Below are 15,069 nucleotides of genomic sequence, written 5' to 3'. Positions count from 1 at the left end.
AGTAAATTAGTTCAGGTACTAAACCCGGAAAAAATGAAAACGTTACTCACTCTAATAATCTGTATTTTAGCCTTTTCAACAAATGCACAGTTTCCCGAATTTCAATTTCATAAAATTGGCGAACACGGCAGTAAAATGGGACAAACCGCACTTACAGATCTGGATGAAGACGGTGACCTTGACTGGATTTTTGGTGAACGGGGAAAATTATCGTGGTTTGAACAAAAATCGGCAGATGACTGGATTTTACATCCATTGGGAGAAGGAGCACAAACCGATGTGGGCGGTTGTCCTATTGATATAAATAACGATGGAAAAACAGATTTTATGGTAGGAACCGGGTGGTACGAGAATACGGGCGATGCAAAAAATTCTTTATTTCCTTTTCGGAACAGTTTTACCATTTCCTGCCACGATAATGTAGCAGCAGATGTTAATGGCGACGGCAATATAGACATCATCGCCAACAGTAACGATACGAATAATCCGTATTTGGTTTGGTACAATGTAAACAAGGAAATCGACCAACGCTGGGAACATATCATTATTGGAGAAGGAATTCACGGAGGTGTTGACCCGAAAGGGTATGGCGATTTAGATAACGATGGAGACATTGACATTGTGCAGGGAAGCAGTTGGTTTGAAAACAATTCGGGCACAGGATTTTCATGGACGATACACCCGTTTTTAATCCCCGATGGCGGTTCACGTGCGGGACAATACGGGCTTGCATTAAAAACATGGGTAACTGATATCGACAAAGACGGCGACAACGATATTGTTGAAGCTGAATGTGACACAGCCGACACGCGTGTATTTTGGTGGGAAAACCGGCGCAATGGAAAAAAATGGAAATTTCACCTGATTTCGGAGAACTCAACCGGGCAGGATTTTCATTCGCTTGCAGTTTTTGATTTTGACAATGATGGCGATGAAGATGTGTTTAGTGGTGGCGGCCCGATGACACAGGGAACACATCAGTGGATTATTTGGGAAAATACGGATGGTAAAGCAGGGAGTTGGACAAAGCATATTATTTTGGAGGGCTACCGTTGTCACGAAGCTAAAGCTGCCGACGTGGACGGTGACGGCGATATAGACATCTGTTCCAAACCGTGGAATGGAAATATTCACGTTTTCATGGAAAATAAATTGATTGACTAAATAATTCCATCCTTCTTTATCATTTTCTGATAACTTTCCGGAGTATCCATATCCTCCAGAATTTCGCCGCATGCAATCTCTGTAACTGACTGCTTGTGCCTTTGAATCAAAATTTTGGCACCTTTTTCACCATCCAATCTCCCGAGCTCCTCAAAATAAATTTTGTCAAAAATAACCGGAACACCTCTCCAGCCCGAAGCGGATTGAGAAACAATAATCTGACGATTTCCCGGTGTAAAACCAGTTGCCATTTTTTTGATATGTGTGGCTGTTATTAAGGGTTGATCCAGAAGCGTTATAAGAACTCCCGTGGCAGAAGGAGACTTTTCGGATAGCTGACATATTCCGGACGCGATGGAACTTCCCATTCCCTTTTCCCAATTTTTATTGATAAAAACATTTATTTCAAATTTTTTAATTAAAGGAATGACAGCTTTTGAATTTGCTCCCAGCACAACATTTACTGGCTGATCACTTTCTAAAAGTGTTTCTATTTGATGCTCAATAAGCGTCTGATTTCCCCAGGGAAGCAACTGTTTAGGACTCCCCATCCGGGAAGAGTTGCCTGCTGCCAATAAAAGAATAGGGATTTTATCCATGGATTGAACCTGTTTTTTCACGCAATGAAACCGGATTCTGCTTCCGAATCACACCTAAAATTTCAGCCAAAATGGAAACAGCAATTTCTGAAGCACTTTCTGCCCCTATGTTAATTCCCGCAGGCCCGTGAATTTGGTCCAGAAAATCAAACGGAATTTCAGAATCGATTTCAAGCAACATATTAAAAACACGTTCTCTTCGCTTTTTTGCTCCCAACATTCCAATATAAGCTGCTTGAATGTTTTTTAATGCCAGCAAATACTGAACGTCTTTATTAAAGCTGTGTGTCATCAACATTACAGCTGTTTGTTCATCGATATGCAATTTGCCGATTTCGTCATACGCAGGCGTAATTAAAGCAGATGCTCCCGGAAAATAATCACATGATTTCAATTCTTCGGCAGAAGCAACGATGGTTACATTCCACCCCAACAACTTTGCAGCTTGGGACAACTGAACAGCATCATGTTCAGCTCCAAAAATGTATAGCTGAAAAAGCGGTTCAAAGGTTTGTGAAAAACACTCTTGAACAGTAATCTGGTCAGGTGTAAAAGACGGATTTAAAACATAAGTTTTCCCTTTTAACGTCATCAATGTGCCAATGTTCCCATATTCACCCACCTTTTGATAAAACCATGCGTCCATTTTGAAATCTTCCCGCGCTTCCAGTACCGATTCAAAATCTAACCAAAGTTCATCAGAAAGAAAAACCGGTTCGATTAAAATATGGATAACACCTTCGCAACCAATCCGTAAACGACCGTCATAAGTCATTATTTTGGCTGTGCCGGTTTGAAATACAGTTTTGGCTTGCCGCTCAATTTCCTTCTCCACACAACCTCCGCTAACAGCACCGGCATATTCTCCATCTTCGCTGATCAGCATTCTCACCCCCGGCTTCCGGTACGAAGTCCCCTCGAGTGCAACTACCGATACCAATACAGCCTTTTTCCCGGATTTTTCCCAGATTTTTAAAGTTTGAAACAGGTGGCTAATTTCGTTTGTCATTTCGTACAATTTAATTCGCTAATTCTCATCTCCACTAAGTTAATTAAAATTGTTGGGAATTTCTGTGTTCCGTTCTCTGTAAGAAACAACTGACGGAAGTCGTAAAGGTTTTTAAAAACTGAACAATTGTTTTACATAAATGGTTAAATAGGGCATGGCACAGATTGAAGATAAGCTGGGGAGAAGATTTGAAAAACTGAGGATTAGTTTACTAAATACCTGTAATTTTTCATGTGTATATTGTGTTAGTGATGATACGGGGGACATTCCTCTGGCATCCACTGATAAATTATCTTCTTCTGAACAACAACTTACACCGGATGAGTTTGCAAAACTTATCGAGGCAGTGCATCAGTTGACCGGGTTAAAAAGTGTACGATTAACAGGAGGAGAGCCTTTACTTTACCGAAACCTCTACTCTCTGGTTCAGAATATCCGGCAAATTGGGATTACCGATATCCGGTTGACCACAAATGCATATTACCTGAAAGAAAGAGCCAAAAAACTTTTTGATGCGGGGGTAAAATCCGTGAATATTTCTGTGGATGCCATCGACAAAGATGTATTTAACAAGATTGCCCGCCACCCCGATACTTCAAGGGTTTTTGGCGGCATCGAAGCAGCGGTTCAGGCGGGAATGAACGTGAAATTAAATTCGGTGATTGTGCGAGGCAAAAACGAATCTCAGATTGTCCCGCTACTGGAATATGCTACAAAACTTGGAGTTAAAATACGGTTTCTGGAACTGATGAAAATGGGGCATTTGTACCATTCGGAAAATGGCCTTTTCTTTTCGGAAGAAGAAATCCTTTCAACAATTAAAGAAAAATATAATATTGAACCACTTCCCAGAAAACACGCTGAAACTGCCCACTACTGGCAAACATCCAATGGTGGTATCTTTGGAATAATCGCCAATGAATCAACACCTTTTTGTCACGACTGTAACCGGTTACGCATGGATAGCAACGGAATTTTCTACGGTTGTCTGAGTAATGCACATGGCGAAAAACTTGCACCATATATCAACAACGAATTCATTCTAACGGAAAAACTAAAAGGATTGTTGTTGTTAAAACAACCTGCAAAATTTCATGGGAGTGAATTGTCAATGAGAAACATAGGAGGATAAAATGGATAAAAAAACAATTAAAATTGTGTGTTTTGCCGGCCTGCAAAAGTATTTTGGGGCGGAAACAAGCGTTGCGGTGGAGCCGGAAGCAACTTATTCAGATGTTGTTACTGAGCTGGTTACAGCAAATCCGGAAGCAGAAGAGGTTTTAAATAGTTGCCGGATTGCAGTGAAAGAGGAATTTGTTTCGCTAAGTGATAAATTAGAATCCGTTGATACGTTGTTTTTGATTCCACCGTCGAGTGGGGGATAAATGAAAAGATTATGAAACGATAATGTGTAACATTGAAGAAAATTATTCTGAAATATATGGAAACTCTCCCTCGTTCCCTCTCTTCCTGAAGAGAGGGATGATTGTGGCGCAGTCACAATCAGGGTGAGTTGAAAAAAACACATAACAAGTAATAACTCTTATTGTCGATTTTTTTAATGTGTTTTACTGGAATAGAAATTGGTGTTCGATTTAAACTTTAGAGGATTATGAAACACTTGCAACATACCGATATAAATTACAGCGAACTTTTTGATGAGTTTCGCCATCCCAACAGTGGAGCAGTTGTATTGTTTAGCGGCGAAGTACGCGACAACAACAAAGGCAGGGAAGTTACGCATCTGGAATATGAAGCCTATGAACCCATGGCTAATAAAATGATTGCCGGGATTCTTGAAGAAGCCAAATCGCGTTTTAAGCTAAACCAAGCCGCGTGTGTACATCGTTTGGGGAAAGTGGAAATCAGTGGTTGTGCGGTAGTAGTGATAACTGGTGCCGGCCACCGAAAAGAAGCTTACGACGCCAACAGATATATAATCGACCGTGTAAAAAACGATGTTCCCATATGGAAACATGAGTTTTTTACTGATGGCACCAGCGAATGGGGACAAAATTGTGACTGCATGACCGATGCTAATGAGACTGGTCACAAACATCACCACCATGAAGAAGCTTAACAACAACGACCTGACACGATTTACCCGGCACTATTCGCTTTCCGAAATTGGAAAAAAAGGACAGGAAAAATTGAAGAATGCGCACGTTTTGGTTATCGGGGCCGGTGGATTGGGGAGCCCGCTACTGATATACCTTGCTGCGGCGGGAGTTGGCAACATAGGAATTGTCGACGACGATGTGGTGGATACTTCAAATCTGCAACGACAGGTTTTATATACAACTGCCGAAGTGGGCCAAAAGAAGGCGAAACTGGCTTCGCAAAAGTTGGCAGCATTGTATCCCGAAATCGACATTCAAACTTTTGATTTAAGATTGGATAAGGAAAATGCAGAAAAACTATTCAAAGATTACGATGTAGTTGCTGATTGTACCGACAATTACAAAACCAGGGCGCTTATCGGGCAGGTTTCTGCAAAACTGAACAAACCGCTGGCTTTTGCGTCGGTGCTAAATTACGAAGGTCAAATAACCGTTTTTAACTACAACGGCGGCCCGGTTTATTCTGATTTATTTCCAAATGTCCCCAAAGACGGAACCTATAAACCCGATGAAATTGGATTACTCGGTATTTTACCCGGAATTGCCGGCACACTTCAAGCCAACGAAATCATCAAAATTATAACTGGTTACGGAGAAATAATTACAGGCAAACTGTTGGTCTTCAACATTCAGGAAAACCGTTTTAATCTTTTTAAATTTTAAAAATCTTAATTTAACTGCCTTAACATCGTCAAAATCTACGTTACGACGGTCTATGCTTCGAACGTGTTTTTCACAAATGGCTGATGATAGTATCGTTCGCCGGTGGCTTTGTATAAAGCATTAGCAAGCGCTCCCATAACCGGGGGATAAGGTGGCTCACCCAAACCTGTCGGGTCAATCTCATTTTTTACAAAATGCACTTCAATCTCTTTTGGCGATTCTGCATGCCTGATAAGCCGATATGAATCAAAATTTTCCTGTTCAGGCTGGCCCTCGTTAAAAGTCAAACCACTGTACATCGCATGTCCGATTCCATCAACAATACTTCCTTCGATCATGTTCACCGCAGCATCGGGATTTACAACAATACCGCAATCTGTTGAGGCATATACCTTTTGAATTACGGGTCTGCCGTCTTTCATTTCAATATCAACTACATTGGCCACATAAGAATTATGACAAAAATAGGCTGCCACGCCACGATTCTTATCGGAAGCGCCGCTTTCCCAACCTGATTTTTCACGTACTTGCTCCAATACTCCAGCGTATCGGGCTGCGTCGTAATCATTTCGTTCTCCCACAGGATTTTCCTGAGCGCTTTTTAGCAGATCGAGACGAAACTGAATGGGATCTTTTCCCGCGGCTTCTGCCACTTCATCAAGAAACGATTGTTCTGCCACTGCATTAAAGTTAGAACCTGGTGCCCTGAATGCACCTGTACTTATGTTGGTATCAATTGACCAGCTTTCTGCCAAATAGTTGTCCACTGCGCCCGCCGGAAAGCGATTGGCATGTAACGGACTACTGGGAATTCCCCCCATACGCACATGAAAGCCGATAAGATTATTGTCGGTGTCCAAAGCCGCGCGGTACAAGGCATGATATGCGGGCCGGTAAATTCCATAAGTCATATCATCTTCGCGTGAATAAACCAGTTTTACCGGGGCTTTTACTTTCTGCGAAATTACAGCAGCTTCAACCATAAAATGACCATAAAGACGTCGACCAAAGCCTCCACCCATCCGGGTCATCTGGATATCAATTTTTTCCAAGGGAAGACCAAGGCGTGCTGCCAATGTCTTTTCCATAAATTCCGGAGTTTGAATAGGCCCCGCCATCACAGCTTCATCTTCTTTTACATCAGCGAAGAAATTCATGGGCTCCATGGTGTTGTGTGCCTGAAAAGGTGCGGTGTAAATTTGCTCAACTATTTTTGCTGCATTTTTAAATGCGGCTTCCGGATCTCCGTCTCTGCGCACTTCACGACCGGTTTTGGCTCCGGCTTCTGTCATTTTTTTTATGTGATCTGCCGTGCTTTCCAATCCGGCCGGAACATTCATTCTGTTAGAATCAGAAATAGGTTCCCACTCCACATTCAGCATTAATTTGGCGGTCATGACTTCCCATGTTGTGTTACCAACAATAGCTACCAATTCGTTATATGATGTTATATCCGACCACTGAAGTTCGTAATCATCGTTATACGTTTTAACTACAAAAACATCTTTAATTCCTGGCATTGCCTTCGCATCGGTAGCATCAAAGGATTTCAATTTCATGCCAAAAGCAGGCGGATGTGCAACCATTGCAATAAGCATTCCCTCTTTTTTATAATCGAGACCAAATAATGGCTGCCCGGTCACAATTTTAAAACCGTCAACATTTTTCCGGGAAGTTCCGATAATGGAAAAATCGTCTATTTCTTTTAATTCTACTTCTTCGGGAACAGGTAAGCCGGCTGCTGCTGATGCAACTTCACCATATCCAACTTTCTTATTACTATTCTTATGAATTAAAATACCTGCTTCGGTGGTCACTTCTTCAATGGGAACATTCCATTTTTGCGCCGCTGCCTGACGCAACATTTCGCGGGCGGTGGCGCCTGCCATTCGGAGGGCTGGCCAGCTTTGTCTGATAGATTGACTTCCTCCAGCCAGTTGCCGCGTAAAAATATCGGTATTCAACGGAGCCTGTTCCACAATTACATTTTTCCAGTCCACATCCAGTTCCTCAGCCACAATCATTGGCATCGATGTTTTAACATTTTGACCAATTTCAGGATTGGGAGACATGATGGTGACCAAACCGTTTTCTCCTATTTTCAGAAATCCGTTGATTTCAAACCACTCATCCGGCATCGACAGTTCTTTAGGTGTGTTTGTGCTACACGAAGAAGCCAGCCAGCTAAAGCCAAGCAGCATACCACCACCGGCTAAAACAGAACTTCTAATAAAAGAACGTCTATCTATTTTTGTTTTTACTATTGTCATATTAAAGTGATCTTAGTTTCATTAATCTTCCTTTATCAAAATTAACCTGCTACTCTGAATTTGAGGCTGTTTTAATAGCTGCTTTAATGCGGGTATAGGTACCACAGCGGCATAAATTCCCATGCATTGCTGTTTCAATATCTTCATCACTGGGATGAGGATTTGCAATCAACAAGCCGGCAGCATTCATTATCTGACCTGCCTGGCAATAACCACACTGCGGAACATCATGTTCCAGCCATGCCTGTTGCAATGGGTGATCTCCATTTTCCGAAAGCCCTTCAATAGTGGTTATTTTTTTGTCACCAACTGAATCGACAAAAGTGATACATGAACGCACAGCTATACCATCTAAATGAATGGTACATGCTCCACACTGTGCAACACCACAGCCAAATTTTGTTCCAACCAGATTGAGATGATCTCTGAGTACCCAAAGCATCGGTGTGGATGGGTCTACATCTACCTGTTGTTGTTTTCCGTTGATGTTAAGATTAAAAACTGCCATAAGTAAAGAAATAAAAGATTTTCAACTCCTAAAATTTACGAGATTTATTATGTAACAGATGTTTATGAGTAAAAGTTCATTAGATTTGCCTTAGATCATGAGATTATTAATGAGGAAATTTTTGTATTCAGAAACACCCAGTCTTTTTTGAGAAAACACAAAATATTTTAGCTTTCATTTTTGTTATCTCTGCCAGATAGAAAACAAAAAGCCCATGCATTATTACACGGGCTTTCAACTAAGATAGATTAAGTTATCTTTCTTCACACAGGTATTTTATTCAGCTACTTTTATACATAACAACCGGCTTTGATCGCGAATCAGCAATTTCCCATCGGCCAGTGCAATCGGAGCCCAGTTTTGTGTACGACCTCCAACTCTTGAAGCTATCCCCTCGCCTCCTTCAGCACCTTCACCAAGAATTTCAACCGAAGCAACAGATTTAAATTCTGTTGGATTAGGTTCAATTAGATATAATTTTTTGGAACCATCGGTAGCCAGCATCATGCCGTCGGCGATGAGCATACTCCCTTTATTGAAATCAGGTTCCCGTTTGGTTTTCCACATGATTTCTCCATCTACATTCATACAGGTAAGACCATCGCGTTTATTGTTGGTTCCGTATTGTGCATAAAAATATCCGTTATAAAAAATGGGCGTTTTAGTTTGATCGCCAAATTCTTCGGTTCTGAACAATTCACTTGTACCATAGCTTCCGTCAGCTTCTTTCTTTACCTGAATCATTAGCGCACCCAACTCATAACCTCCGGTAATCAATAGCTTGTTGTTGCCGGCATCAACCGCACTGGGTACGGGGATATGACAATTCCAGTCGTTAAACTCCCACAAAATTTCTCCCGAAAGCGGGTCAATTCCTACAACATTCCCGGGAACATGAGGCTGGCCGCCGCGACCACCACCCGAAGCCGTAACCATAACCAGGTGGTCGTTGTCGTCAATTTTTACTACAATGGGGCTCACGTATCCGGCCAAACCAAGATTTGGTGTTTTCCATTTTACATCGCCGGTATTTTTATTGTATGCCACAACACCTGCCTCAGGAGCCTGTGAAGCAATAATAAGCAAATCATCATAAAGAAGCGGACACTGTGAAATCGCCCATGTTGGGAAATTTCCGTTTCGTCCGAATCCGCCCGGTCTGCCACCTGTATCATCAGAAAGAACATTGCCCGGATCTCCTCCAAAGTCGGTCCACACATTTACTTTCCAAACCGGCTGGTGAGTATCCACATCTATACAATAAAGATCTCCATACGGCCCGCAGGAATAAACATGTTTATCATCGACAAGTGGCACACTACGCGAGCCCGGAAACATCACCGATCCCGCAGCATCATAACTATAATTCCACAGTTCATTTCCGTTTGTAATATCAAAACAACGCATAATATCTCCTGTTTCATCGTCCCTGTCGAGCAAGTACACTTTCCTGTTTTTTACAACAGGCCCTCCATAACCGATGCCCACGTTAACAGTCCATAAAATTTCAGGTCCGCTTTCCGGCCAGGTTTTTAAAACGCCTGTTTCCGGAGAAATGCAGTTCCGGTCTGGTCCCATAAACTGAGGCCAGTCCTGGGCAATTATGTTGGAACTAAAAAAAAGAATTAAAATGAGAAAGAATAGTTTTTTCATGGTTGTTGCTTTATTTGCTTATTTCAATGAAATCAAATTTTTCAAAAATCTACCTGAAATGCAATATTTTGTTACAGATACAGATTTGGTATAAAAAAAATTTTATCTTATAAATGAATATAAACTAAGAAATTACATAAAAAAAAACCGTTCTCAAAAAAACATACTTGCGAACAACAGGTAGAGATTTAAAATATTTGTTGACCCCTCGGTAAAAAGGGTAAGGCCAACACCTTACCCCCGCTACTATTGCTAATTTCCAATTAGTTCGGAAAGTAAACTAACGAAAATTAAAAACTAACTATCCATTTATTCAACCTTAGTAGACTAAATTATTACTTATAGGACTTTCGTCCTTACAAAATTCAAACGAATGCTTATTGAAATCAAACAGCCTGAAGAAACACGCAGTAACTCCTCATTAAATGTCTTTTCATAAATAAAATGAAAACAAGGAAAATGTATAAATAATTGATTCTATTCGATTTCCCCTGATTCGACAATTTCTGTCAGTTTTTTCAAAAAACGCACCATGGGTGCTCCATCTGTTACATCATGATCGATTAAAACAGTAACATTCAAAATCTCTCTTATCTTAATTTCATCATTTATTACAACTGGCTTTTTTACAATGGCGCCTAACCCAAACGAAATCGGATGAATGGATTTGTGAATAAACCAGCCATTTAGTTTCCCGATCATGCCCAAAGAGCTTACGGCAACATTTCCCATTTTACGATAAGCTAATTTTGGATTTTGTAAAATATATTTCCAAATTGTCAAGCGTAAAAACCGAGGTAAATGATAATATAAATACTCGTATTTTTTTAAAGACTTGTTTAATATGATATCGTCAGGAGAAAGCAGCTTATTTTTGGCTGCATTAATCTCTTTTGTTATCTCAAATGCTGTTTTCCGGTTCGTTTTTTCAATCACTACAGGCAGCGGTACTTTTTGTCCTTCTTTCTCTTTTTCAACCAATAGTGAAATACTAATGTTATCGAACGTTATCAGCTTTTTCTTTCCAGATAAAAATGAAGCTGCTGCCGGATGTTGCTCTAATGCTTTTGTTATAGCTTTTAATATCCATGCATTTAATGATATTTTTTCTCCTTGTTTTTTAAGTTCTTTTATTCTTTTGCGGGTGTCGGTTACATCAAATTCTATTAAAGCGCTTACATGATGCTTTTTTAATCCGACAGAAAACACATCAAAAGTTGCGATTCTTGAGGATGGAATAGTACGGACTTGAAACTGACTCTTCATTTTAAGTCAAAATAATATTTATACTCTCATTACCAAAAACTTACAATCAAACAGAATATTAAAAAACAAATATACTTATGTTCTCTAAGTTTTATTTCCGGTTCACAAAATAATTCCTTAATATGCATCCTTATTTATCTGATGCCGAAAACGGAGAAATAATCAGACAATTCCTTTTACCGATAAAAACGGGCAATTCTTTTCTGTAGCTATGAACCAAAAAAGTTATGTTGTATACAGTCAATCAATCAGATTAAAATCTTTTAAATACGGTAAACAAACCCGCCTTTATATCCGTTTACTATTTTGAATAATTCGGATGATACTTGAACAAAACCTAAATAAAATTAACTAAATTAATCTGCGAACTATTTATATCTTCACTTAATACTTATTCTGTTAACTTAAAATTTGAAAATATGATCCTCAAAATAAAAAATATTCTTTCTGTTTTTCTTGTTATTATTAACAGTATAGTTATCGGACAAGTACCATTTGAACATGTAATAATTGATGAAAATGGCCCCACTAATCCCTGGGGTAAGGCGGTCGGAGACCTCAACAAAGATGGCTTCCCGGACCTCCTGACAGGAGGACGAATGGGAAACCTTGTGTGGTATCGATATCCTAATTGGGAAAAAGAAATTATATCAGGGGATGAGATTAAAACCGACATCGAAGTGTCAGATATTAATGGAGATGAGATACCAGATGTTCTGGCAATAGGTCATCAATCCTTGAACTGGTATCAGGGGCCTGATTGGAAAAAGCATATTGTCCGTCAACAGATAGTTGTACATGACATTGAAATAGAGGACTTGAATAACGACTCTAAACCTGATATAGTAGCCCGAAACCAAAAGAATTCAACTTATACGGGAGATACTATTCATATCTTTATACAGGGTGAAACACCTGATACCTGGAATTATTCTTCTCTTCCATGCCCGGAGGGCGAAGGATTACAAGTTATAGATATAAATATTGATGGCCGCCCCGACCTTCTTATTGGAGGAATTTGGTATGAAAATACCGGAGATATGGATAACTGGATTAATCACAGTTATGCGCCGTCATGGGAATACCCGCACACATACATAAGTACGGGAGATATCAACGGAGATAGTCTCAACGATGTGGTTTTGGCTCCTGCAGAGCCGGGAGGCGGAGGAATGTATAAAATTGCCTGGTACGAGCAGCCGAAGGATGTTTACGAAGAGTGGACCGAACATATTATTATTGATGAAATTGAGACTGTGTGCCATTTTGTAGGTGCTGCCGATTTTAACAACGATAGCAAGATTGATATTGCAGTGGCTGAGATGCATCAAAGTATTGACCCTGATGAAATATTTCTTTTGTTAAACCAGGATAATGGCGAAACCTGGCAGAAACAACTTCTGGCTACCACAGGCTCTCACAGTATGAAAATTGTTGATATAGGCTTGGACGGTGATTTTGATTTATACGGAGCCAACTGGAACGACAATACCAAAGTTGAGTTGTGGCAGAATTATACAATGGATACCTTTTCAACAAGTTCAAATTCACTTGATAAATGGCAAAGACATGTAATTGATGACAATAAAGACTGGAAATCGCTGTTTATTGCAAGCGAAGATTTAAATGGCGACAGTTTGCCCGAAATAATTACCGGTGCATGGTGGTACACAAATCCCGGGGTTTCTGAGGGAGAATGGGTTCGACACGACATAGGCTCACCTTTGAACAACATGGCTCTTACCTACGATTTTGACAGTGACGGGGATATCGACATTTTAGGAACGGAAGGAGGAGAATCTTTAGCAAATGCAAATTTTGTATGGGCGAGAAATGATGGAGCAGGTAACTTTACAGTTTTTGATAATATTGAGCCGGCCCAGGGTGATTTCTTACAAGGGGCAGCGATAATAAAAAAGGGAGAAGAGTCGCCATATCTTGTTGCTTTGTCATGGCACGGCAGCGGACAAGGAGTGCAAACTCTTACTGTCCCTTCCAATCCATCAGAAGAAATATGGACCTGGAAAAAAATATCAAGTTTTTCACAGGATGAATGTCTATCTGCCGGTGATATCGATTTGGACGGAGAACCGGATTTGTTGCTGGGAACAACTTGGTTAAAAAATAATTTGAATAGCTGGCAGTTGGACACAATACATTTCCTCGATGAAGAACCGGATAGGAATAAACTCGCTGATGTAAATAACGACAGTCTCCCGGATGCAGTTATTGGATTTCAGGCAATAAGTACATTGGGAAAATTAGCATGGTATGAACGTCCTGATTCAATTTCAGCGGAGTGGAAGGAAAATGTTATTGATTTTATTGTTGGACCTATGAGTTTAGATGCCACTGATATGGATGAAGACGGAGATATTGATATTGTTGCGGGGGAGCATAATCTCGCAGAACCTGACAGCGCAGGCATGTATATTTATGAAAACCTGACGGGTAACGGCAAGGTGTGGGCACGCCATCTTGTGTATAAAGGAGATGAACACCACGACGGCGCCATAACCACAGATATTGATAACGACGGCGACCTTGATATTTTGTCAATTGGTTGGGGGCATAAAAAGGTGCTTCTTTACGAAAACCTGGAAAAAACAGTTACGCCAAATAGTACAATAAACAAAAAGGAAGTCCCGACAAAACTGAAAGTATATCCCAATCCGGCAAGCGATAAGATTACGATTGATTTGAAAACACAAGGAAGTGGAGCAATTAATATTAAAGTTTTTAATTCCAACGGAATTATGGTTTATCATAACTCAAAAAATATTGATGGCCGCCTGTTTACTGCGGCAATTTCTACACAAAGGTGGGAAACAGGAATATATTTTATCAAAATTCAAACCCGAGAGGAAGTCCTCACAGATAAATTTTTGATCCTCAGTGAGCTTAAATGATCCCTTCTTAACAGCATAATTAAAGGCTAAAATCGATAGGAATAAAAAACATATCTATTCACCTGTTGGTTATTTTTGTAGTAATGCAACTACAACAATATACACATAAGTTCCTAATATAATGGACAATATAAAAATTTTTCTTATGCTGATCAGCGGGATTGCCTGGACCGTAGTCTACATCGACTGTATCAGAATAGGATTTAAACATAAAACATATGCCATTCCACTGTGGGCTTTGGCGCTAAACATAAGCTGGGAAATTCAACACGGGATAATCGGATTCCATATACTTGGCCCCAGTCTTCAGGTAGTTATAAATGGCATATGGGCCTTATTTGACATTATTATACTTATCACCTTTTTCAAGTTTGGCAAAAAATATTTTCCTAAAAACATAAAAAACAAATGGTTTTATATTTGGGGAATTTTAGTATTGCTGGTTTCGTTTGTTGTAGAATTTATTTTCATCGTTGAATTTGGAAGAATTTTAGGCGGTGGTTATTCCGCTTTTCTTCAAAATTTGTTAATGTCGGTACTGTTCATTCGTATGCTTGTTCAACGAAACAGTGCAGAAGGTCAGTCTACAACAATAGCGATTAGCAAATTTGTTGGCACCCTTGCTCCTACTGTTCTGTTCGGTATAGTTGGAAGCATTACTATGGGAGGCCCAAATAAACTAATGCTTTGGACAGGGATACTTATTGCAGTTATTGACGTTATTTATATAATGATGCTACAAAAAGCAAAACAAAAAGAAAGATTAAACGAGAAAAGTTTTCTTTTTTAATTCTTAAATAATCCCGAGGCAACGTTCAGTTGTCCTGCCTCAATTTATGAGAGATTCTTTGTATTTTGAAGGAAGTAGATAAACAAAAAAGGAATATAAATTTCTTTCATATTGATTA

13 protein-coding genes are annotated in these 15,069 nt (G+C 39.9%); 7 read left to right on the top strand and 6 right to left on the bottom strand.

Going from position 1 to position 15,069, the window contains the following annotated elements:
- Window positions 1-33: 33 nt before the first annotated feature.
- The gene (locus GM418_RS20540) at window positions 34-1,164 is read left to right on the top strand and encodes an FG-GAP repeat domain-containing protein (RefSeq protein ID WP_158869106.1); all 1,131 of its coding nucleotides are present in this window, start codon (window positions 34-36) and stop codon (window positions 1,162-1,164) included.
- On the opposite strand, the gene GM418_RS20535 is transcribed toward GM418_RS20540, so the two are convergent.
- Both GM418_RS20535 and GM418_RS20530 read right to left on the bottom strand, forming a co-directional pair.
- Window positions 1,161-1,763, bottom strand: coding sequence for a nucleotidyltransferase family protein (locus GM418_RS20535; protein WP_158869105.1), 603 nt, complete (start codon window positions 1,761-1,763; stop codon window positions 1,161-1,163). The genes GM418_RS20540 and GM418_RS20535 overlap by 4 nt on opposite strands.
- A complete protein-coding gene (locus GM418_RS20530; RefSeq protein WP_158869104.1) occupies window positions 1,756-2,772 on the bottom strand; it encodes an XdhC family protein in 1,017 nt (338 codons plus the stop codon). The genes GM418_RS20535 and GM418_RS20530 overlap by 8 nt, the downstream gene beginning before the upstream one ends.
- 154 nt (window positions 2,773-2,926) lie before the next feature.
- Here GM418_RS20530 and GM418_RS20525 point away from each other — a divergent pair, with 154 nt between their 5' ends.
- The 4 genes from GM418_RS20525 to GM418_RS20510 all read left to right on the top strand — a co-directional run bounded on the left by GM418_RS20525 (window position 2,927) and on the right by GM418_RS20510 (window position 5,555).
- The gene (locus GM418_RS20525; RefSeq protein ID WP_158869103.1) at window positions 2,927-3,904 is read left to right on the top strand and encodes a GTP 3',8-cyclase MoaA; all 978 of its coding nucleotides are present in this window, start codon (window positions 2,927-2,929) and stop codon (window positions 3,902-3,904) included.
- A 1-nt stretch (window position 3,905) separates the two neighbouring features.
- Window positions 3,906-4,157 (top strand): MoaD/ThiS family protein, encoded by a 252-nt coding sequence (locus tag GM418_RS20520; protein WP_158869102.1) that lies wholly within the window; start codon window positions 3,906-3,908, stop codon window positions 4,155-4,157.
- A 227-nt stretch (window positions 4,158-4,384) separates the two neighbouring features.
- Window positions 4,385-4,852, top strand: coding sequence for a molybdenum cofactor biosynthesis protein MoaE (locus tag GM418_RS20515; RefSeq protein ID WP_158869101.1), 468 nt, complete (start codon window positions 4,385-4,387; stop codon window positions 4,850-4,852).
- Window positions 4,839-5,555, top strand: coding sequence for a HesA/MoeB/ThiF family protein (locus GM418_RS20510; RefSeq protein ID WP_158869100.1), 717 nt, complete (start codon window positions 4,839-4,841; stop codon window positions 5,553-5,555). The genes GM418_RS20515 and GM418_RS20510 overlap by 14 nt, the downstream gene beginning before the upstream one ends.
- Window positions 5,556-5,605: 50 nt before the next feature.
- Here the strand turns inward: GM418_RS20510 and GM418_RS20505 are convergent, their stop codons facing one another.
- The 4 genes from GM418_RS20505 to GM418_RS20490 all read right to left on the bottom strand — a co-directional run bounded on the left by GM418_RS20505 (window position 5,606) and on the right by GM418_RS20490 (window position 11,252).
- Entirely contained in the window at window positions 5,606-7,825 is a 2,220-nt protein-coding gene (locus GM418_RS20505) for a xanthine dehydrogenase family protein molybdopterin-binding subunit (RefSeq protein WP_158869099.1), read from the bottom strand.
- 49 nt (window positions 7,826-7,874) lie between these two features.
- A complete protein-coding gene (locus GM418_RS20500) occupies window positions 7,875-8,333 on the bottom strand; it encodes a (2Fe-2S)-binding protein (protein ID WP_158869098.1) in 459 nt (152 codons plus the stop codon).
- A 276-nt stretch (window positions 8,334-8,609) separates the two neighbouring features.
- The gene (locus GM418_RS20495) at window positions 8,610-9,986 is read right to left on the bottom strand and encodes an outer membrane protein assembly factor BamB family protein (RefSeq protein ID WP_158869097.1); all 1,377 of its coding nucleotides are present in this window, start codon (window positions 9,984-9,986) and stop codon (window positions 8,610-8,612) included.
- A 477-nt stretch (window positions 9,987-10,463) separates the two neighbouring features.
- Window positions 10,464-11,252: a 2-oxo acid dehydrogenase subunit E2 gene (locus GM418_RS20490; protein ID WP_158869096.1), complete on the bottom strand. Its 789-nt coding sequence runs from the start codon at window positions 11,250-11,252 to the stop codon at window positions 10,464-10,466.
- Window positions 11,253-11,671: 419 nt separating this feature from the next.
- Here GM418_RS20490 and GM418_RS20485 point away from each other — a divergent pair, with 419 nt between their 5' ends.
- Both GM418_RS20485 and GM418_RS20480 read left to right on the top strand, forming a co-directional pair.
- Window positions 11,672-14,161 (top strand): T9SS type A sorting domain-containing protein, encoded by a 2,490-nt coding sequence (locus GM418_RS20485; protein WP_158869095.1) that lies wholly within the window; start codon window positions 11,672-11,674, stop codon window positions 14,159-14,161.
- Window positions 14,162-14,282: 121 nt separating this feature from the next.
- The gene (locus GM418_RS20480; protein ID WP_484502629.1) at window positions 14,283-14,951 is read left to right on the top strand and encodes a transmembrane-type terpene cyclase; all 669 of its coding nucleotides are present in this window, start codon (window positions 14,283-14,285) and stop codon (window positions 14,949-14,951) included.
- The last annotated feature ends 118 nt before the right edge of the window (window positions 14,952-15,069 follow it).

The sequence above is a fragment of the Maribellus comscasis genome, assembly GCF_009762775.1.
Taxonomy (GTDB): domain Bacteria; phylum Bacteroidota; class Bacteroidia; order Bacteroidales; family Prolixibacteraceae; genus Draconibacterium; species Draconibacterium comscasis.
Note: the sequence above shows the minus strand (reverse complement) of the source record. Positions and strands in the feature narration are given on the sequence as shown.